The organism is Ferrovibrio terrae (assembly GCF_007197755.1).
GTDB lineage: Bacteria > Pseudomonadota > Alphaproteobacteria > Ferrovibrionales > Ferrovibrionaceae > Ferrovibrio > Ferrovibrio terrae.
The window spans coordinates 2793938-2813372 of sequence record NZ_CP041636.1; the positions used below are offsets into that span (position 1 = coordinate 2793938).

At 64.6% G+C, this 19435-nt stretch carries 18 protein-coding genes; 8 read left to right on the forward strand and 10 right to left on the reverse strand.

All coding sequences use genetic code 11. The annotated features are described in order from the left end of the window. Nucleotides 1-9 precede the first annotated feature (9 nt). Nucleotides 10-873, forward strand: a complete 864-nt coding sequence (locus tag FNB15_RS13590; protein ID WP_144069220.1) for an HTD2 family dehydratase — start codon at nt 10-12, stop codon at nt 871-873. Between the two features lie 3 nt (nt 874-876). On the opposite strand, the gene FNB15_RS13595 is transcribed toward FNB15_RS13590, so the two are convergent. Continuing rightward, nucleotides 877-2553 (reverse strand): tannase/feruloyl esterase family alpha/beta hydrolase, encoded by a 1677-nt coding sequence (locus FNB15_RS13595; RefSeq protein ID WP_144069221.1) that lies wholly within the window; start codon nt 2551-2553, stop codon nt 877-879. Between the two features lie 214 nt (nt 2554-2767). Between FNB15_RS13595 and FNB15_RS13600 the strand changes: the two genes are divergently transcribed. Continuing rightward, complete coding sequence (locus FNB15_RS13600) at nt 2768-4015, forward strand: MFS transporter (protein WP_144069222.1); 1248 nt, start codon at nt 2768-2770, stop codon at nt 4013-4015. Nucleotides 4016-4021: 6 nt separating this feature from the next. Here the strand turns inward: FNB15_RS13600 and FNB15_RS13605 are convergent, their stop codons facing one another. Together FNB15_RS13605 and FNB15_RS13610 are read right to left on the reverse strand one after the other, a co-directional pair. Beyond that, complete coding sequence (locus FNB15_RS13605; protein WP_144069223.1) at nt 4022-5458, reverse strand: aspartate ammonia-lyase; 1437 nt, start codon at nt 5456-5458, stop codon at nt 4022-4024. A gap of 197 nt (nt 5459-5655) precedes the next feature. Continuing rightward, entirely contained in the window at nt 5656-6534 is an 879-nt protein-coding gene (locus tag FNB15_RS13610) for an SDR family oxidoreductase (protein WP_144069224.1), read from the reverse strand. 70 nt (nt 6535-6604) lie between these two features. Between FNB15_RS13610 and FNB15_RS13615 the strand changes: the two genes are divergently transcribed. From FNB15_RS13615 to FNB15_RS13635, 5 genes are all read left to right on the forward strand, one after another. Then, nucleotides 6605-7378 (forward strand): SDR family oxidoreductase, encoded by a 774-nt coding sequence (locus FNB15_RS13615; protein ID WP_221932649.1) that lies wholly within the window; start codon nt 6605-6607, stop codon nt 7376-7378. A 154-nt stretch (nt 7379-7532) separates the two neighbouring features. Then, nucleotides 7533-8069, forward strand: coding sequence for a putative pterin-binding protein (locus FNB15_RS13620; protein WP_221932650.1), 537 nt, complete (start codon nt 7533-7535; stop codon nt 8067-8069). Further along, entirely contained in the window at nt 8069-9511 is a 1443-nt protein-coding gene (locus FNB15_RS13625; RefSeq protein ID WP_144069227.1) for a sensor histidine kinase, read from the forward strand. Before FNB15_RS13620 ends, FNB15_RS13625 begins: the two co-directional genes overlap by 1 nt. A 4-nt stretch (nt 9512-9515) precedes the next feature. Continuing rightward, on the forward strand, nt 9516-10526 hold the full coding sequence (locus FNB15_RS13630) for an alpha/beta hydrolase (protein WP_144069228.1): 1011 nt from the start codon (nt 9516-9518) through the stop codon (nt 10524-10526). Next, nucleotides 10523-10996, forward strand: coding sequence for an HPP family protein (locus FNB15_RS13635; protein WP_144069229.1), 474 nt, complete (start codon nt 10523-10525; stop codon nt 10994-10996). Before FNB15_RS13630 ends, FNB15_RS13635 begins: the two co-directional genes overlap by 4 nt. On the opposite strand, the gene FNB15_RS13640 is transcribed toward FNB15_RS13635, so the two are convergent. From FNB15_RS13640 to FNB15_RS13655, 4 genes are all read right to left on the reverse strand, one after another. Beyond that, nucleotides 10997-11917, reverse strand: a complete 921-nt coding sequence (locus FNB15_RS13640; protein WP_144069230.1) for a glycosyltransferase family 9 protein — start codon at nt 11915-11917, stop codon at nt 10997-10999. A 6-nt stretch (nt 11918-11923) separates the two neighbouring features. Beyond that, nucleotides 11924-13198, reverse strand: coding sequence for an O-antigen ligase family protein (locus FNB15_RS13645; RefSeq protein ID WP_185973550.1), 1275 nt, complete (start codon nt 13196-13198; stop codon nt 11924-11926). Beyond that, the gene (locus FNB15_RS13650; protein ID WP_144069232.1) at nt 13195-14142 is read right to left on the reverse strand and encodes a glycosyltransferase family 2 protein; all 948 of its coding nucleotides are present in this window, start codon (nt 14140-14142) and stop codon (nt 13195-13197) included. The genes FNB15_RS13645 and FNB15_RS13650 overlap by 4 nt, the downstream gene beginning before the upstream one ends. A 99-nt stretch (nt 14143-14241) precedes the next feature. Further along, nucleotides 14242-14526: a hypothetical protein gene (locus FNB15_RS13655; RefSeq protein WP_144069233.1), complete on the reverse strand. Its 285-nt coding sequence runs from the start codon at nt 14524-14526 to the stop codon at nt 14242-14244. A gap of 190 nt (nt 14527-14716) precedes the next feature. Between FNB15_RS13655 and FNB15_RS13660 the strand changes: the two genes are divergently transcribed. Continuing rightward, complete coding sequence (locus tag FNB15_RS13660; RefSeq protein WP_185973551.1) at nt 14717-15418, forward strand: DUF1194 domain-containing protein; 702 nt, start codon at nt 14717-14719, stop codon at nt 15416-15418. A 3-nt stretch (nt 15419-15421) separates the two neighbouring features. On the opposite strand, the gene FNB15_RS13665 is transcribed toward FNB15_RS13660, so the two are convergent. The 3 genes from FNB15_RS13665 to speB all read right to left on the reverse strand — a co-directional run bounded on the left by FNB15_RS13665 (nt 15422) and on the right by speB (nt 19366). Then, nucleotides 15422-16828, reverse strand: a complete 1407-nt coding sequence (locus tag FNB15_RS13665; protein ID WP_144069235.1) for a homospermidine synthase — start codon at nt 16826-16828, stop codon at nt 15422-15424. A gap of 71 nt (nt 16829-16899) precedes the next feature. Next, nucleotides 16900-18132 carry a type III PLP-dependent enzyme gene (locus FNB15_RS13670; RefSeq protein ID WP_144069236.1) on the reverse strand — a complete coding sequence of 411 codons (1233 nt, stop codon included), beginning with the start codon at nt 18130-18132 and terminating at the stop codon, nt 16900-16902. A 343-nt stretch (nt 18133-18475) separates the two neighbouring features. Next, nucleotides 18476-19366: an agmatinase gene (speB, locus tag FNB15_RS13675; protein ID WP_144069237.1), complete on the reverse strand. Its 891-nt coding sequence runs from the start codon at nt 19364-19366 to the stop codon at nt 18476-18478. Between the last annotated feature and the right edge of the window lie 69 nt (nt 19367-19435).

Genomic DNA, 19435 nt, shown 5'->3' on the forward strand with positions numbered 1-19435 from the left:
GCTTCGCTCATGAGCGAGAAAACCTCTCTGAAAGATTGGATCGGCGGCCAGGAAGAGGCCGCCGATCTTTTTTTGCCCGAACGCAGCCAGGCCCTGGCGCGCGCGCTGGATCAGCCCGACGACGCGCTGGCCGACGGCGCGCCGCTGCCGCCGCTGCGTCACTGGCTGCATTTCTGGCAGCCGCTGCCGCGCGCCAAACTTGGCCGCGACGGGCATCCGGCTTTGGGCGGCTTCCTGCCCGATGTGAGCAAATTCTGGGGCGGCAGCCAGACGCGGCGCATGTGGGCCGGCAGCCGGCTGGAGTTTCATCGCCCGCTGTCGCTCGGCATGCCGACGCGGCGGTTGTCGACGATTGAGTCGGTGGAAGAGAAAAACGGCCGCAGCGGCCGGCTGGTCTTTGTCACCGTGCGGCACGACATCTTCGATGCCGATACCGTGGCCGTCACGGACCGTCATGACATCGTCTATCGCGAAGAACTGCCCGGCACCGCGCTGCCCGAACCGGACACGGCGTCAGGAGACTATCAGTGGGTGTCGCGTTTCACCGCCGATCCGGTGCTGCTGTTCCGCTACTCGGCGCTGACCTATAACGGCCACCGCATCCATTACGACCGCGACTATGCGCGAGATGTCGAAGGCTATCGCGGCCTGGTCGTGCATGGCCCGCTGCTGGCGACCCTGCTGGTCGATTTCGCCGCCAGCCTGCGGCCGGGACAGGTACTGCAGAAATTCAAATTCCGCGGCCGGCGCCCGGTGATCGACGGCCAGCCGTTCCAGCTGCGCGCGAACACGGCCCATGATGGCGCGCTTAACCTGTGGATCGCCGATGCCGATGATGCGCTGGCGATGACGGCGGAGGCGGAATTCGCCTGATGCTTACGGCACCACGCACTCGAAGCTGGCCGCAGCGTTGACGTCGCCGCTGCGATAGCGCGGGAACATCGGATAGCGGCACATCGGACGCGACGCGGTGATGGCAAAGGGCGGCGCCGTCTGGTGCGACGACTGCACCAGATCGCCCGGCGCCTGGCCCCGCTCGACCCAGTTGCTCACCACCTCCAGCATGTCGACCGCCGAGGGCGCGCCGACGCCGACATGGTCGGCGCCCGGCGTGACGTACAGGCGCATGAAGCGATCTGTTGCCGGCTGGCCCATCTTGCTGACGACGGACTGGTAATACTGGATGCCGGCATAAGGGCTCTGGGCATAGTCGGCCATCTGCTCGGCCACCACCAGCCTGCCGCCACGACCGGCAAACGCGCTCAGGTCGGGATTGGTGGAATCCATCAGGCTGGAAATCGCCTGCGCCCGCTCGGGGAAACTGGCGGGCGTATACTGGCGCGGATCGTAATTCGGATCGCGCGCCAGGAAATACTGGATGGCGCCGCTGCCATAGAGCCAGGCGCGGCTGCTCGCATTGGTGGCGGGCACGGTGGGCGGCGCCGTGCCGGTCTGCCAGCTGACCCAGCCGCCGACCGGGCCGGTGCCGGTAGCGTCTTCGCCGCCGATGCCGAAGCCCGGATAGCTGCGCAAACCATTGGCAAGATCGAAGTTGAAGTTCACCGAGCTGTGCAGCGTCTGCACGGCGCGGATTTCCGCGTCCGTCAGGCACATCGGATTGGCCGGGCCGGGACAGCGCAGCGAACTGACATTGAAGACGCGCTTGCAGCCCTCATGATCGCTGATGATGCCGTCCTTCAGGCCATCGCGGTCGTCGCAGGCATTGAGCGCGGCGCCGGCGATCTGCTTCACCTTGTCGGGGCTGATCCAGCCTTGCGTCAGCGCGATGCCCATGCGGGTGCCGGCAGCCTGGAGTCCGACCCAGTTGATCACCGGCACGCGGCTGAAGATGCCGTCAAAATCACGCGGGTAGCGCTGCGCCATGGTCAGGCCTTCGCGGCCGCCTTCGGAACTGCCGAAGAAATACAGCTTCTCGGGTGCCTTGCCGTAGCGTCGCTTCATCAGCTCGACGGCGACATCGCGCACCTTCTTGTAGGAAGCATGCGAGAAGTTGACCAGTGCCTCGTCGTTCAGGGCAAAGGCCTGCAGCGGCACATTGGGCGCATTCTGGTGGCCGGAATCCGTACCATAGGTGACATAGCCGCGTGCCAGGGGATGCGGCCGGTCGGGCCGCGCGGCCGGCGGCATGCTCAAGCCGGTGATCAGCGTGCCGTTGAAGCCGCCGCCGCCATATTGCAGCGAACGGCCATTCCAGTCGCTCGGCAGGTTGACCTGGAAGCGGATCGGCGGCGCCTGGGGATCGACCGAGGCGATTGCGCCGATCACGCGGCAATGTTCGGGCATCGCCGGCACGATCATTTCGGGCGGCGTCGGGCGGAAGGGTGGATTGGTGATGGCAGCAGCGGGTGAGGCCGGCGTCAGCGTCGCGGACTCAATCGTCGCGCCGCGTGTCGGCAGGCCGATCAGCGCGGCATCGAGCGGAATGGCCATCGCGGCGCAGGCAGCAGTGGGATCGCGTGGCGTGGCGGCGCAACCAGTCAGGGCAATGGCGATGACAGACGCGGCCATGGCCGCTGTAAGGCGGGACGACATGAGTTCCTCCGCTGGTGCTCCGGTGGCGACCGCTTGCATGCGGCTTGACGATGAAGGCTAGGCGCAAGTCTGCCACGCGTCAAAACGAATACATGCTGCAGCACAGCAATATCATGCGAGATGCGAATATCGCACGCGGTGCGCAAGAAACTCATGCTAGCCTGCAACACCCGTTGTGGTTTGATTCGTTTCCTTTCTTCGCTCCCGTTTCACCATGTCCCCGCTGTCTCCGCCGTCGCGTCCCAGGCCCGAGATCCGGCCCCATCTGCTGATCTGGGGTCTGGCTCTGGGTCAGATGGTGTCCTGGGGTTCGCTGTATTATTCGCTGGCAGTGGTCGCCCTGCCGATGGAGCAGGAGCTTGGCTGGTCGAAGGTGGAGATCAATGCCGGCCTGACTGTCAATCTGCTGGTCGCCAGCGTCATGGCGTTGCCGGTCGGCGCGCTGATCGACCGCTTCGGCGGCTACTGGTTCATGGTGCTGGGCGCTGCCGGCGGAGCTATCCTGCTGGCGATCTGGTCGATGACCGCTTCGCTGCCGATCTTCTACATCGTCTGGGCTGGGCTTGGCCTCGTGCATGCCTGCACCCTGAGCGAGAGTGCCTACAATATCGTGGTGTCGAACCTGGCCGATCACCGCCGCGGTATCACCATGATTTCTCTGCTCAGTGGCTTTTCCTCCTCGACCGCGATTCCCTTCATCACGCTATTCAGCGAAACCCTTGGCTGGCGCCCGGCGATCATGATCGTCGCCGTCATCCATTTCATGGTGCCGGGCCTGGTCAGCGCCTGGGTGCTGCGCGGCATCCGGAGCGCCAGTCGGAAGCCGGGCGCCGACGAAACCGCTGCGGCGCCTTTGCGCCTGCCGCTGCGGGAGATTCTCGGCGACCGCATTTTCTGGGCGCTGGTCGCGGCGTTCAGCGTGCACACTTTTGTCGGCAACGGCATCACCTTCCATACCATTCCGCTGCTGCTGGAGAACGGGTATGCGATGAGCCTGATTGTCGGCGTCATGGCATTGCATGGTCCGAGCCAGGTGCTGGCGCGCTTTACGCTGCTGATGGTCGGCACGCGTATTTCCACGGCGGGTTTCGGCCGTGCCGCCTTCGGCCTCGCCGCGCTGGGTGTGCTGATGCTGATCGTCAGCGTGTGGTGGGGTGTTTCGGTGTTGGTGATCTTCGCCCTGCTCTATGGAATGGCGACCGGGATGCTGACGCTGGTGCGCGCCAACAGCGTGATCGAATATCTCGGAGCTTATGGATATGGCGCCGCGACCGGTGCATTGACCATGGCCGTGGCCGTGCCGCGCACCACGGCCGCCGTGGCCTTCGCCCTGCTGTGGGAAATGACCGACAGCTATGGCCCCGTGTTATGGATCGCGCTGACGGCCAGTTGCAGCGGCCTGGCGGCCTTCTGGCTGGCGACGGTGTGGAACAGTCGCCGCACGCCGATCCAGGGACTCTAGCGTCGACTACTGAGACGGTGCGACGATCTTGCGGCCGCGACGACGCGGCGCCGTCAGCTTGGCGACATCGAGGATGTCGTCAAGCTGGGCTTCGGTGAGCCATTCCTTCTCGATGCAGAGTTCGCGCACGGTGCGGCCTGATTTCAGCGCTTCCTTGGCGAGCCAGGCCGACTTCTCATAACCGATATAGGGATTGAGCGCGGTGACGATGCCCACGCTGGCCTCCACATGGCGCTTCGCCTGTTCGACATTCGCCTGAATCCCCGAGACGCATTTCTCGGCCAGGGTCCGTGCCGCGCGCGCCAGTAGCTGCATCGATGACAGTGTGTTGTAGACGATCAGCGGCTCCATCACGTTCAACTGCAACTGACCCGCTTCGGCCGCCATGGTGATGGCCATATCCTTGCCGATTACCTGGAAGCAGACCTGATTCACCACTTCTGGGATCACCGGATTGACCTTGCCCGGCATGATGGATGAGCCCGGCTGCATCGGCGGCAGCGAGATTTCGTTCAGGCCGCCGCGCGGGCCCGAGGAGAGCAGGCGCAGATCGTTGGCGATCTTGCTGAGTTTCACGGCGATGCGCTTCAGCATGCCGGAATAGAGCACGAAGGCGCCCATATCCCAGCTGGCTTCGATCAGATTGGCGGCGCGCACCATCTCGATGCCGCTGATGCGGCCGAGTTCCTCGATGGCCAGGTTGGAGTATTCCGGCTCGGTATTGATGCCGGTGCCGACCGCCGTGCCGCCCAGGTTGATCTCGCGGAACAGCTTGATGAGTTCGTCGCCGCGCGCGACATCTTCCTTGATGTTGATGGCAAAGGCCTCGAATTCCTGGCCCAGCGTCATGGGCACGGCATCCTGCAGCTGGGTGCGGCCCAGCTTGATGACGTCGGCAAATTCAACGCCGCGCTGGCGGAATTCATAGGCCAGGCCATCCAGCGCCTTCATCAGCTCGGTATGGCTCAGGATCACACTCAGACGCACGGCGGTGGGATAAACGTCGTTGGTCGACTGCGACAGGTTGACATCGTCGTTCGGATGCAGGTGCTGGTATTCGCCTTTGTGGAAGCCCATCAGCTCCAGGCCGCGATTGGCCACCACCTCGTTCACATTCATGTTGGTCGAAGTGCCGGCGCCGCCCTGAAACACGTCGATGGTGAACCATTCATGCAGCTTGCCCTCGATCAGTTCGTCGCAGGCTTTCGAGATGCCCTTGTATTTCTCTGGCTCGAGATAGCCGAGTTTCTTGTTGGCGGCCGCGCAGGCCTTCTTCACCATGCCAAACGCGCGGATCAGGTTCGGATAGTGATTGATGCCGATCCCGGAGATATGGAAGTTGTCGATCGCCCGCTGCGTCTGGATGCCGATATAGGTGCCCGCAGGCAGTGTCATCTCGCCCAGCGAGTCATGCTCAATGCGGGTTGCCGGATCGCTGCTCATTGTTGCCTCTGCATTGCGTGAATGGGCGATAATCGAACAGCGCCATTCTGCCCTGCCGCTACGTCACTGCGAAGGCTTCGGCAAAGTATATTTCATTGAAATACTTACAGTTTCGCATGCAACTAATGCCCCATGCGCAAGAGGCATGAGGACATATCATTGCGGTTTATCGGCGCGACGGGATCGGATGCTGCGCTTCACACCGTCCGTTGCGCCTTATCCTTCGCGTTGGTGGCCGCGATGTTGGCGCGGATCTCCTGCCACTCGTCATCGCTGAGATCGGTGAGTGCGCCGAAGCCCCCGGCGGTATTGAGCCACTGGCCGCCATCGATGGCGATCACTTCGCCGGTGACATAACCGACCTCGTCGGCCAGCAGGAAGGCGGCGAGGTTGGCAAGTTCGGGCAGGTCGCCGACGCGGCGCATCGGGATCGCGCCGATCATGCGCTTCTCCAATGCCTCGGTGGGCGCCAGCCGCTTGGTCATGCCTTCGGTGGGGAAGGGCCCGGGTGCGATGGCGTTGAGACGGATGCCCTTCGGTCCCCATTCCACCGCCAGCGACTGCGTCATCGCGGCAATACCAGCTTTAGACATGGCGGATGGCACAACAAAGGCCGAGCCGGTCCACACCCAGGTGGTGACGATCGACACCACGCTGCCGCTGCGCTTTGTCGCGATCCAGCGTTTGCCGACGGCCTGCGTCACATAGAAGCTGCCATGCAGCACGATATTGGCGATGGCATCGAAGCCGCGCGGGCTGAGGTCCTCGCTGCGCGAAATGAAATTGCCGGCCGCGTTGTTCACCAGGCCATCCAGCGGGCCATGCGTCTGCCAGATGGTTTCCACCATCTCGTCCACCGCCTGCGCCACGCGGATGTCGCAAGGATGGGCATGGATCGCGCCGCCGGTTTCGGCAGCCAGCTCTTTTGCGGTGTCCTGCAGCACGCCTTCGCGCCGGCCGCAGATATGCAGCTCGGCGCCCAGTTCCATCAGGCGACGGGCCATGGCTTTGCCCAGGCCGGTGCCGCCGCCGGTGATCAGGATGCGTTTGCCCTTGAACAGGTCATTGCGAAACATGCTGCCTCCCTTATCTTGTTGCCCGGAATGTTAGCGCAAGCTGCGCAGGCAGCGCCATCTGGAGGAACCCATGGATTTGCAGCTCAAGGGCAGGGTCGCCATCGTTACCGGCGCCAGCAAGGGCATCGGCCGCGCGATTGCCGAGACTCTCGCGGCGGAAGGCATGAAACTGGTGCTGGTGGCCCGTTCGACCGATCTGCTGAAGGACCTTGCGAAAGCCCTGCCGACCGAGAGTCTGGTGCAGGCCGTCGACCTGCGCGATACGGCGGTGCCGGCACAGGTGGTGGCGGCGGCCATGCAGGCATTCGGCGGCATCGATCTGGTCGTGAACAATGCCGGCGCCACCAAGCGCGGCGATTTCCTTCAGCTGACCGATGAGGACTGGGCCGACGGCTATGCGCTGAAATTCTTTGGCGCCATGCGGCTGAGCCGTGCGGCCTGGCCGCATCTGGCGGTCCGGCAGGGCAGTATCGTCAGCATCATCGGCATCGGCGGTCGCACCGGCCAGGCGGAATTCGCCATCGGCGGGTCGGTCAATGCGGCGGCGATGAATCTCACCAAGGTGCTGGCCGATCGCGGCGTCACCGATGGTGTGCGCGTCAACGCGATCAATCCCGGCGCCATCGCCACCGAGCGCCTGCAGCTGCGCATCCGCAACTTTGCCAAAGAGCAGGGGATATCCGAGGCCGATGCCGCCGTGAAGCTGCCGCGCAGCATGGCGATCGCCCGGTTCGGTGAACCCGCAGAGATTGCCCGGGTGGTGGCTTTCCTCGCCTCGCCCCAGGCGGGCTATCTGCAGGGCGCGGTGATCGACGTCGATGGCGGGCAGACCCGCACATTATAGCGGCAGATGGCTCGACCCGGGCAGATGCAGTCGGCCAGAGCGATAGAATGCCCATTGATTTTTGCCGGCGGGAATGCCACTCCGGATGGCGTGATACATGTGTAAACATGACGCTGTACCGGACGGGGGTTGGGTGTTGCAGGGTTGGAGACAGGTGAAGCGGGCGCGGCTGTGGCTGACGCTGCTCTTGGCACTTGGCGGTCTGGTTGTTTCGATACGGGACGGCCATGCGGCAGAACCGCTGCCGGCACCCCGCGGCGAGGTTCTGCTCACCGTGAGCGGGGCCATCGGCCGCGGCAATGCACAGGATTCCGCCGGCGGGCTGGAGGCGCGCTTCGATCGCGCCATGCTGGAACAGATCGGCTTCACCGAGGTGAATACTGCAACGCCGTGGCATAGCGGCGTCATGCGTTTCGAAGGCGTGCTGCTCAGAGCGGTGCTCGGTATGGTGGAGGCACGCGGCAATAACCTGCTTGCAAGCGCCCATAATGAATATTCCGCGACGCTGCCGGCCTCGGATGCCGCGCATTACAATGTGATACTGGCCATGAAGCTGAATGGCGAGACCATGACCTTCCGCGACAAGGGGCCGCTGTTCATCATCTATCCGTTCGACAGCGACAAGGCCCTGCAGACCGACATGACCTATATCCGGTCGGTCTGGCAGCTCCGGCGCATAGACGTTCGCTGATGCCGCGCCGTTTCAAGCCACGGGAATTATCGACCCATCCAGACGCATTGGCCGGTGCCGGCCGGCGTTTCGTGCTCGTGCTGGTCGGTACGGTGGTGGCGCTGTCTGTGGTGCTGACCAGCTATTTCTATATCCAGCAGCGCGAGAACAGCAGCTTCTCCTTCCAGAATGTGGTCTGGGACGGCGTGCAGTTCCGCAACGAGCACCAGGTCTTCCGCGTCACGCTGCTGGAGCGCATGGCCGAGGCGCCAGGCATCAGCAGCGATGATGTGCAGCGCCGCTACGATATCCTGTTCAGCCGCCTGCACCTGATGCGCGACGGCCAAACCGCCGGCATCTATCGCAGCGACCCCGAACTGCAGGTCCTGCTGCAGCGGATCGAGCCGATGATCCGCGGCTGGGACAGGCTGCTGACCGCGTTTCTGGCCGGCGATCGTTCGGCCGGCTTAACCATCGTCGAGCAATCCCGCGGACTGGACGCCGATTTCAGCACCTTCACCGCCGGTGTGAATACGATCGGCGTCAAGCGGATGGAACTGTCGCGCGAAAGACTGGGCAGCCTGAATTCCGTGCTGATCGGGGCCGCCGTCGTCACCTGGCTGCTGGTGATCGGCTTTGCCGTGGCCCTGATGCGGCAGTTGCGCGCCACCGAACGCACCCATGCCGAGATGCAGGCGATGACCGCCGATCTCGAACAGGCGCGGCGCGAGGCGGAAGAGGCCAGCCGGGCGAAATCCAACTTCCTCGCCGCGATGAGCCATGAACTGCGCACGCCGCTGAATGCCGTGCTCGGCTTTGCCGACATCATGCGGCAGGGTCTGTTCGGGCCGGTCGGCCATCCGCGTTATGCCGAGTATGTCGATGGCATCGTGAAGAGCGGTCAACATTTGCTGTCGCTGATCAACGACGTACTGGACATGTCGCGCGTCGAGGCCGGCAAGCTGGAACTGAGCGAAGACGAACTCGATCTGCGCAAGTCCATCGATGAAGCCTTCGATCTTGTCATCGTCACCGCCGACGGCAAGGGCGTGAGCCTGACGCGCGCGCTGCCGGCGATCCTGCCGCAGTTGCATGCGGATCCCCGCCTGCTGCGCCAGATGCTGCTCAACCTGCTCAGCAACGCGATCAAGTTCACCCCGGAAGGTGGCAGCGTCGAGGTTGCCGCCGCGATCCTGACCGATGGCGGTCTGGCGATCCGCGTGCGCGATTCCGGCGTCGGCATGACCGACCATCAGCTCAAGCGCGTGTTCGAGCCGTTTTCGCAGGGCGATTCGCAGCGCGCCCGCGAAGCGGGCGGCAGCGGCCTTGGCCTGCCGATCACACGCCGCCTGATCGAACTGCATGATGGTCAGATCCATCTGTCCAGCCGCAAAAGCGCCGGCACCACGGCAACGCTGATCTTCCCGGCGAGTCGCGTGCGGCTTATGGCCGGTGTTGCCTAACCGCATGCATATCCTGCGGCTGGTCGCCCTGCTTTCGCTGGTGGGGCTCGCCGCCTGCGCGCCGCGTCTGCAGCCAACGGGCGAGCAGATCGCCGTGCCAGCCATCGCAGCCAATGAAAGCACCTGGCAGGCTGGCGACGGGCGCATCCTGCCACTGCGGCGCTGGCTGCCGGCGCAGCAACCGAAGACCGTCGTGCTCGCCATGCACGGTTTCAATGACTACAGCAATGCCTTTACCGAAGCTGCCGAATGGTGGGCCGGGCAGGGCATCGCGACCTATGCACCGGATCAGCGCGGCTTCGGTCGGGCGCCGTTCACCGGCTACTGGTCAGGCGAAGACCGCATGGCCGACGACCTTGCCGAACTGCATGCGCTGCTGCGCCGGCAACATCCGGGTGTGCCGGTCTACTGGCTGGGCGAAAGCATGGGCGGCGCGGTGGTGCTGCATGGCCTGACGCGGCATCCGAACCTACGGCCAGCCGGCACAGTGCTGGTGGCGCCGGCGGTGTGGGGGCGCAGCAGCATGCCGCTGCTGTACCGCACCGCGCTGTTCGTCAGCAGCTACACCATTCCGTGGAAGACCTTCACAGGCAGCGGGCTGAAGATTCAGGCTTCCGACAATATCGAAATGCTGCGCCGGCTGTCGCGCGATCCGCTGTTCATCAAGGCGACGCGTGTCGATGCCATCCATGGCCTGGTCAACCTGATGGACGAGGCCGCGCTGGCGCGGCCGGCCGGCACGCCGCTGCTGCTGCTCTACGGCGTCAAGGACGAGGTGATCCCGAAAAAACCGGTCGAGCGCTTTGTCGAAGCACTGAAGATGACGCCGGGCGTCGATATGCGGGTCGCGGTTTATCCGCAGGGCTGGCACATGCTGCTGCGCGACCTGCAGGCCGAAGTGGTCTGGCGCGACATCGCCGCCTGGATCGGCAACACGCGCGCCGTCCTGCCATCCGGGGCGCAGCGCGATACATTGCCGCTGTTCAGCGAATCCGAAAAGCAGGAGGGAAGATGAGCAGTTTCAACCGTGCCGGATTGCTCGAATTGCTCTGGATCGCCGCAGGCATCGTGCCCTGCCTGGCGCTGGTGCTGTGGCTGATCGATGCCGAACACGGCCTGGCGCTCACGTCGCTGGGCAGCACGGCGATTCTGCTGTTCTGTTTCCCGACCCATGAAGGATCGCGGCCGGTGGCCGTGCTGGTTTCGCATCTGCTGGGCGCTGCGCTCGGCATTGCGCTGCTCAAGCTGTTTGGCAGCAATATCTGGGCAATGGGCGCGGGCGTGGCGCTGATCGCCATTGCCATGAAGCTGCTGAACATCATGCATCCACCGGCCGGCGCCAATCCGCTGATCGTTCTGAACCTGAAAAGCGACTGGCTGTTTATCGCCTATCCGCTGCTGCCCGCGCTGCTGATCATGCTGGTGGCGGTGTTGGTATGGAGCCGGCTGCGGCCCGGTCCGCGCTGGCCGCTCAGGTGGATATGATCAGGCCTGTCTGACAGGCGGCAGCGCGGCGATCACATCTTCGAGGCCGACATCCTGCAGGCTCGGCCGCTGCAGCAGCCGCACCCAGTCACCGCGCGGCGATATTTTGCGCGGATCGGACTCGGCGGAATAGAGCACCAGCGAGGGGCAGCGCGCGGCGGCGATGATGTGCATCGGGCCGGTATCGTTGCCGACGCAAAGCGCAGCAGCGCGGCCCAGCGCCGCCAGGTCGGCGATCGAGGTCTTGTCGCACAGGCTGATTGCCTCCGGGCAGAGCGCCCGGATGGCAGCGATTTCGGTCTGTTCCGCGGCACGGCCGATCAGGACCGGCGTGATGCCCTGCGCCAACAGCTGGCGCGCCAATGCGGCGAAGCGTTCGGCCGGCCAGCGCTTTGCCGGCCGATGCGGTGCGCCGCCCGGCACCAGCAGCGCGAAGCGTGCCGGCAGAGTGTAGCGGGCAATGTCGCCGGTCAGGAAATCGAGATCGGGCAGGCCGGGATCGGGGATGCCGACCAGTGCGAGCTGGCGTCGACGCAGTTCGGTGATGTGCATCGGCTCGGTCGGATCTGGGATGTGGTAGCGGCAACCCGGCGCGTTGCCGACCCAGGCCTCGGCCGGTTTGCCGAGCAGGCGGTAATAGCTTTTCGTGCGCTGGCTGCCTTGCAGATCATAGATGCGGCTGAAGCGGCCGTTGCGGATGCGGCTCAGCAGGGCGAGGAGCTTGAGCGGCTGCCAGAATTTCGGACGCGGGTCGGTCCAGATCTCATCGGCCAGACCGGAGCGCTGCAGCAGGTCGACGTAAGGCGCGGTGGTCAGCAGTACGATCCGTTCGCCGGCATGATGCTGGCGGATGGCGCGCAGCAGTGGCAGGGCGAGGATCATGTCGCCGAGCGCGGAATGCTTGATGACGAGGATCGCCATGAGCGCTTAGCTGTGTTCCTTGAGCGCCAGCCGTGCGATCGCCATGGTCAGGGCCAGGCTGGTCCAGAAGACCAGCGCCGGCCAGTTGCTGAACTGGCTCTGGGTGGCGATGAGCGGGAACAGCAGTACGACGAAGCATCCGGCGACCAGCAGGCCGGTCAATCGCGCGGTCGTGCTGCCGCGCAGCAACGGCCAGGCAGCGGCCAGCACCAGCACCAAGAATGCCAGATAGAAGACCAGGCCGACAGTGCCGGTTTCCGCCAGCCATTCGATATAGATGTTGTGCGGATGAGTCGGGCAGCCATCGGTAACCTGCGGCGCCGAAATCGCCCAGCAGGAGGCCTGGAAATTCTTCATGCCGGCGCCGAACACTGGATAATTGTACCAGATATCGAAGCCGATGCCGAACAGTTCGGCATAATGCGAGTCGGCAAAATGCTTCAGTACAGTGCCGAACTGTAGCACGCGATACCAGATGCGCTCGCTCATCGCCGCGACGACGCCACCGATACTGCCAGTCACGAGGAGAGTCGCCAGCACCTGCAGCCGATAACGCGGGAAGGTCAATATCCCGCCCAGGCCGGCAGCGCCAAGGGCTGCCGCGCACAGCAAGGCTGCCGATCGTTCGCCGGTGAGCAGGATGAAGACGAAACCGACCACCGCCGCAACGGCAACGGCCGCGATATGGATGCCGCGCCCACGCAGACCGAGCAGCAGGGGGGCAGCTGCCAGCAGAGGGAAACCTAACCGGGCGACGAACATGCCAATGTTGGGACGGTCCAGCGGTCCGGTAAGGCGGGTTGTGTTGTACATCGGATTGCCGGTCAGCGACGTGCCGCTGATCAACTGCACCAGCCCGTCGACGATAGAGACGGCGAGTGTTGCGCTCCAGATGACGACAACAAGTTTCAGGTCGCGGCGCGACTGGATGAGCCAGCAGGTGGCGGCCGCGAACAGCAGTGCGAAGCGCAGCCAGACGACGCTGCGCGAGAATGACGCGGCCGGATCGACGGCCAGCGGCGAAACCAGCAGGTTGAGCAGCAGCCAGATCGCCAGCAGAGCTGCGAACAGAGGATGCGTGGCCAGGCCCCACTGCCGGCGCGCGATGACGACGGCCAGGAAGCTGATGCCAATGACGCTGGCAGCGGCATCCGCCCCGCCGCGCCAGAACAGCAGCAGCAGCGGGAGCAGGGCGAACAGATACAGGTTGATCCGCCGCAACACATCGGTCCAGCCGGATCCAGCAGTCAGTTCCAGGGATGCAATATCGGTTCTGATCATGATGCGGGCAATTTGGGCACGGAAGCGGGAGTGTGGCGGATGCCGGGCAGGCTGCGAAATGCGTCGGCGGCCCGATCCAGGATGTCTGCCGGCACGGAAAATCCGGCCTTGCCCCGCAGATATGCGACAAGGGCATCGACCTGTGCAAGGGGCAGGCTGCTGCGCCGCACGGCTTTCCATGTGATTGCGGCGCAGATGGCCGCGATCCTGCGGCGATCTTCGGCCGGCAATGCCGGCACGTCACGCAGCAGGTAATAATAGGCAAAGAAGCGGTCGTGATGCTGCTGGCGCTTGTCGGCGGACAGATGCGAGTCCGCGCGTGGTGCGTAGGTGACACCGCCACGAAAATCGATCATGCGGCGCGCCCTGGTGGCCAGGCGCAGCGGCAGGGATTCATCCTGGATGAACAGCCGTTCGTCGCAGCCGCCGACAGCGCGGAACAATGTGGCTTCCACCAGCCAGGCCATGCGCACAAAACCGCGACCGGTCAGGATCATGTGCAGTGGCCGGTCGCCCACGGCGCAGTCCGGCATCGCACCAAGCGGAGCGCGCGTCAGGTTGTCTGCCGCCTGTTCGCTGCGGATCACCTTGCCATGCACCATATCCGCGTCATGCTGTCGCATCGCCTGTTGCATCAGGGCGACGGCGTCGGGAACAATCAGCTCGTCGGCGTCGATCAGACAGAGCAGCTGGCCGCGCGCCTGTGCGGCGCCCTGGTTCAGCCGGATGCTTGGCCCGGCATTGGCCGGATTGCGCAGAATCGTGACGGCAGGCAGGGCAGCAGCAGCCTGCTCCAGCACGGCCACGGACGCATCCGAGGAAGCATCGTCGACAAAGATGTATTCGGCATCCGGTTGCGGCTGCTGCTCCGCCAGCGCACGGATCAGGTGCGGCAGGATATCGGCCTTGTTGTAGACTGGAATGACGAAACTGATTTCAGGCAAGGCAGGTACCGGCTATGCCGCAGGATGGACGAATGACAGAAGCGTCCGCCGAATACCGGCTTTCGTGCGGGGGTACAAGCGTGACCTGCGATCCGGCGATCAGGCGAGGATATAGACCGACATCGCCGGCGGCGTCCGGGCGACGCCATAGCCGTCGTAGGTGATCGGCGCGGCATGGAATTCCCGCACCACCGCCTCCCGTTCCGCCTTGGCCTTTTCCGGGCCACCGATCTCGGCGCGGACGCGCAGCAGCACCTGCAGCATGGTTTCTACGCCGGCCACGCCATTGATCTGGCCAACCAGCTCGGAGCGCGACATCGCGGCGAGCGGCTTCAGCGCAATCGTCGCGGCCTGGGCCGAGCGTTGTGGGGCGAGGCTTTGCATGCGGATAAGGTTACCAAATGGTTTATCCACAGGAAAGTGGTCGATTTCCTTATGATAATCAGTTGGTTATGAGGGGTGTTTCGGACCCGTTGGTTCTTCTGGCCCGGCTGGCGGGATTTTTTGCTATCGTTGCTCCATGCCGAGGGGCGAGATCGCAAGCACGGCCAATGGCAGACCAAACCGCCGATCCTTGCTGATCGGCGCGGGCGCCTCTCTCATTGCCCTGCCATTCCTGCCGCCCGCCTGGGGCCAGCAGCGCCGGCCCGTCGACCTGGCCCTGGCCTTGGCGGCCGACTGTTCCGGCAGCGTGCATGCGCAGCATTACACCTTGCAGCAGCGTGGTTACGCCGAAGCCTTCCGCAGCAAGGAGGTGAAGCAGGCGATCCGCTCCGGCATCCACGGCGCCATTGCAGTCGCCTATTACCAGTGGTCCGGCTACAGGCTGCAGAACCTGATCCTGCCCTGGACGGTGCTGGCCAGCGAAGCCGACGTCATGCGTTTCGCCACGCAGATGGAAAATGCCGAACGCACGATCTTCGGCGGCGGCACTTCGCCCAGCGGCGCCATCGAATTCGGCCACAAGCTGTTGTCGGATCTGCCGGTGCAGGCGCCGCGGCGTGTCATCGATATCTCAGGCGATGGCCGCAACAATACCGGGCCGCCGCCGGCCGAAGCTCGCAGCGCCGCGATCGAGGCCGGCATCGTGATCAACGGCCTGCCGATCCTGCATATGGAACTGGATATCGACGAGTACTACGAGAAATTCATCATCGGAGGGCCAGGCGCTTTCATGGTGCCGGCCCGCGATTATGAAAGCTTCGCTGCCGCCGTGCGACGCAAGCTGGTGCTGGAAATCGCCGACCGCAAGGGGCCGGCGATTCTCAAGGGCTGATAGTCAGACAACCCGGAAATTCTTGAACTGCCACGGATCGTCGCGGTCGATGTCTTCCGGGAACAGATTTTCGCGATCCTGCAGCGGCGTCCAGTCACTGTATTCACCGGCCATCTCGCCCAGATAGGGACGGCACACGTCCATGATACGGGCGTGATCGAGTTCGTCGGCTTCGATCAGGCCGCGGTTCGGGTTTTCCATCGCCCAGACCAGGCCAGCCAGCACCGCCACCGTCACCTGCAGCGAGGTGGCGTTGTTGTGTGGCGCCAGTTTGCGGGCCTGTTCGATGGTCAGGCGCGAGCCATACCAGTAGGCGCCCTTCTTGTGGCCCATCAGCAGCACGCCGAGTTCATCCATGCCGCTGGTGATCTCGTCCATCATCAGGCGCTTGCGCGACTGCATGTCCCAGTTCTTGCCGGCCACTTCATGCACCGACAGCACGGCGTCGTCGCAGGGATGATAGGCGTAATGCACGGTGGGACGGTAGGCCACCTTGTCGCCCTGCGTCACGCTGTAATAGTCGGCGATCGAGATCGCTTCGTTATGCGTGATCAGGAAACCGTGGAAGGGACCCTCCAGCGGAGTCCAGGTGCGCACCTTGGTGCTGGCGCCCGGACGCAGCAGGTAGATCGCCGCATCGCAGCCGAAATCGTGGCGACGGCCATCTTCCGGCAACTGCTTCTCATGGCTGCCCCAGCCGAGTTCGGCCGGCTGGCAGCCTTCGCCGACGAAGCCGTCGATCGACCAGGTGTTGACGAATTCATCGCGTGCCTTGGGCGTGTTCGACACCTGGGTGTCGCGTTCGGCGATGTGGATCACCTTGACGCCCAGCTCTTTCGCCAGCGCGCCCCAGCCGGTGCGGTCCTTCGGAACAGTTGCAGTCACGCCGGTATCCCTGGCGATCTGCAGCATCGCGTCCTTGACGAAATGCGACACCAGGCCCGGATTGGCGCCATGCGTCAGCACGGCGGTCGGGCCGCCCTTGTATTTTTCGATCAGCGTGCGGGCAGAATCGCGCAGCGCGTAGTTCGACCGCTGCGACGGAGTCTTGCCCGGATCGGTATAGCCGCCGGCCCAGGGCTCGATGCAGGTATCGAGATACATGGCGCCCAGCTCCTGCGCCAGTTCGATCAGGGCCACGGAGGAGACATCGACCGAGAGGTTCAGCAGGTAATCGCCCTTGCCCAGCATCGGCTGCAGCACCTGGCGATAGTTGTCGCGGGTCAGCGCGATCTTCTCGAACCGGATCTTGTATTCGTCGGCCACGTCATGGCCGCGCTCTTCCGCCGTCACAATCGTGATCTTGTCCGACGGCATGTCGATATGGCGCAGGATCAGGGGCAGAACGCCCTGGCCGATGCTGCCAAAGCCGACCATCACCAGGCGGCCGGAAAACGACACATGCTTCATCACGTCACTCCTCAGGGTCCTTGCGGCGGGGGCGGTTTCGGCCCCCGCCGGCCAGGCAGGCGAAATTGGGGCTAGGCGATAGCGTAACCCGGGGTTTCGAGCAATGGTGCGTCGGCCACTTCCACCAGTTGTCCACGGTCGAATCCGTTAAAAGCCGTGCGCAGGGTTGCCCCATAGGCGCCCAGCTGCCCGATTTCGATCCAGTCGCCCTCGGCAATATCCTCCGGCAGCCAGAAACCGCCGTCCATGCGGTCCAGGCTGTCGCAGGTCGGACCGAACAGGGTGAAGCGTCGCAGTCTCGCGTCGGTCCGGCGCACCGGGCGCAGCGGGAACCGCCAGTTCAGGCTGCCGGCATCGGCCAGGCTGCCGTAGACGCCGTCGTTTATGTAGAGCGCATCGCCCTTGCGGGCCTGCACCTGCACCACGACAGACGCGCCCTGCGCCACCAGCGCACGGCCCGGCTCGGCCCAGATTTCGGCCGGCGCCAGATCGCCCAGACGCTCGCACAGCGCAGCCGCGCCGGCATCGATCTCGGCCATGAAGGCACCAAGCTGCGGCAGGTCGTCCTCCGGCGCATAGGCAACCGGGAAGCCGCCGCCGACATCCAGCATATCCAGCTTCACGCCGGCCGCGACGGCCACGTCGCCGGCCAGCGCGATAGCGGCCGACCAGCGGGCGGGATCGGCACATTGCGAACCGACATGGAAGGAGATGCCCAGCCGAGCAGTCACGCCGCGCGCACGGCGCAGCAGGGCCGGCGCGTCTTCCGGCGCGATGCCGAACTTGCCCGACAGGTCGAGCGCGGCGTTGCCCTTGGGCAGCGCGAGGCGCACGATCAGGCCAAGTTCTTCCGTCGGGCCGGTTTCGGCCAGGATTTTGTCCAGCTCGGCTTCGCTGTCGATGGCGAAGTCGCGCACGCCATGCTGATGCCAGGCCGTGCGGATGGCCGAGCGCGCCTTGACCGGGTGCATGTAATGGATGGTCGCGTCCGGCAGCACCTGGCGCACCAGCGCGACCTCGGCCGGAGAGGCGCAGTCGAAGGCGCGCACGCCGCCGCGCCACAGCGCGGCCAGCACGCGTGGGTCCGGATTGCACTTCACGGCATAGAGCGTGCGGCCCTCGAAGGCCTCCACGAATGACCGTGCAGCAGCCGTGATCGCCGCCGGCCGCAGGCAGTGCAGCGGCTCTTCCGGGCGCAGTACTGCAACCACGGCATCGACCATGGGCAGGGCATCGGCGGAACGTCGTCGCGAAACGTCGCGACGCAACGGGGAAACGGCAACGCGCAGGCGGGACGCGGTCATCCGCAAATCCTCCAAGACGTCAAAACACACCGCTCGAAAGCGGCGGTTAAAAGCGAATTTTGGTGGAATGCTGCCGGTCTGGCTCGCCGCCCATGCAAAGATTGCCGGGGCGGGTCGTCACCTGAGGCCGACAGGTCGGGGAGCTAAACCAAGCTCCGTGTATGCCTGAACAACATCGTCAGCTCCTTCAAGGCACCAACCCACGAGGCTGGCTCTCCGAAAAGGACGCGTGCGTCGTTGCTTGACCGGAATGGCCCTGGGCACGTGCGACCTGCGTCTTGAGATGTGCATTTAAAGCAAATGCGCCGCTGTGCAAGTGATAATTCGGCCGTCGCCGAAAATGTCACATTTCAGATGGCAGCAGCGCGAGATACTCGTAGACCAGTGTGGCGGCGGCGAGTGCGGTGATCTCCGACTGATCGTAGGCCGGCGCGACTTCCACCATATCCATGCCGGCGAAGTTCAGGCCGCCGCAACTGCGCAGCAGCGCCTGCGCCTGCCAGGTGGCGAGGCCGCCGATTTCCGGCGTGCCGGTGCCGGGCGCAAAGGCCGGATCGAGTGCGTCGATGTCAAACGTGAGATAGGCCGCCTGCGCACCGACGACGGCGCGGATACGTTCGGCGATAGCCGCCACGCCCTGCTGATGCACATCCTGCGCGCTCAGTACGGTGACGCCGTGGCCCAGCGTCCAGTCCATCACCTCGCGCTGCACCGGCGAGCGGATGCCGATCTGGATCATGCGCTGCGGATCGACGATGCCTTCGTTGATCGCATGATAGAAGCAGGAGCCATGGCCGTAGGGCTGGCCGAAACTGTCGGGCCAGGTGTCGACATGCGCGTCGAAATGCACCAGCCCGACCGGGCCGTGGCGTTTGGCCAGCGCGCGCAGCAGCGGCAGGGCGATGGAATGGTCGCCGCCCAGCGTGATCAGGTGGCGGAACCGCGCCGCCTGCTGCTCGATCAGCGCCATGCTGGCGGGAATATCGCCCAGCGCGATCTCGAAGTCGCCGACATCCGAAACCATTGCGCTGACCGCGCGACGGGTCAGCGGGTGATCGCCATCGACCAGCATCTTGCTGGCGCGGCGGATCGCCTCCGGGCCAAAGCGGGCGCCGGGCCGGTTGGTGGTGGCGATATCGAGGGCAATGCCGGCGATGGCGACCGCCGGATCGGCGTCGCGTCGCGTGATGCCGAGAAAGCCGCCGGGCAGGGCGAAGGTGGGGATGCCGGTCATGGTCCCTACTTGAGGGGCGGCAGGGCGAACGTCAAGGGTCATCAACCGGGTGACAACGTGCTTGTCTAG

Coding starts and splice junctions, on each gene's coding strand:
- speB (WP_144069237.1), bottom strand. CDS start 19,366: ATGACCGGCATCCCCACCTTCGCCCTGCCCGGCGGCTTTCTCGGCATC.
- FNB15_RS13630 (WP_144069228.1), top strand. CDS start 9,516: ATGCATATCCTGCGGCTGGTCGCCCTGCTTTCGCTGGTGGGGCTCGCC.
- FNB15_RS13615 (WP_221932649.1), top strand. CDS start 6,605: ATGGATTTGCAGCTCAAGGGCAGGGTCGCCATCGTTACCGGCGCCAGC.
- FNB15_RS13610 (WP_144069224.1), bottom strand. CDS start 6,534: ATGTTTCGCAATGACCTGTTCAAGGGCAAACGCATCCTGATCACCGGC.
- FNB15_RS13645 (WP_185973550.1), bottom strand. CDS start 13,198: ATGATCAGAACCGATATTGCATCCCTGGAACTGACTGCTGGATCCGGC.
- FNB15_RS13640 (WP_144069230.1), bottom strand. CDS start 11,917: ATGGCGATCCTCGTCATCAAGCATTCCGCGCTCGGCGACATGATCCTC.
- FNB15_RS13655 (WP_144069233.1), bottom strand. CDS start 14,526: ATGCAAAGCCTCGCCCCACAACGCTCGGCCCAGGCCGCGACGATTGCG.
- FNB15_RS13670 (WP_144069236.1), bottom strand. CDS start 18,132: ATGACCGCGTCCCGCCTGCGCGTTGCCGTTTCCCCGTTGCGTCGCGAC.
- FNB15_RS13600 (WP_144069222.1), top strand. CDS start 2,768: ATGTCCCCGCTGTCTCCGCCGTCGCGTCCCAGGCCCGAGATCCGGCCC.
- FNB15_RS13595 (WP_144069221.1), bottom strand. CDS start 2,553: ATGTCGTCCCGCCTTACAGCGGCCATGGCCGCGTCTGTCATCGCCATT.
- FNB15_RS13665 (WP_144069235.1), bottom strand. CDS start 16,828: ATGAAGCATGTGTCGTTTTCCGGCCGCCTGGTGATGGTCGGCTTTGGC.
- FNB15_RS13590 (WP_144069220.1), top strand. CDS start 10: ATGAGCGAGAAAACCTCTCTGAAAGATTGGATCGGCGGCCAGGAAGAG.
- FNB15_RS13605 (WP_144069223.1), bottom strand. CDS start 5,458: ATGAGCAGCGATCCGGCAACCCGCATTGAGCATGACTCGCTGGGCGAG.
- FNB15_RS13635 (WP_144069229.1), top strand. CDS start 10,523: ATGAGCAGTTTCAACCGTGCCGGATTGCTCGAATTGCTCTGGATCGCC.
- FNB15_RS13625 (WP_144069227.1), top strand. CDS start 8,069: ATGCCGCGCCGTTTCAAGCCACGGGAATTATCGACCCATCCAGACGCA.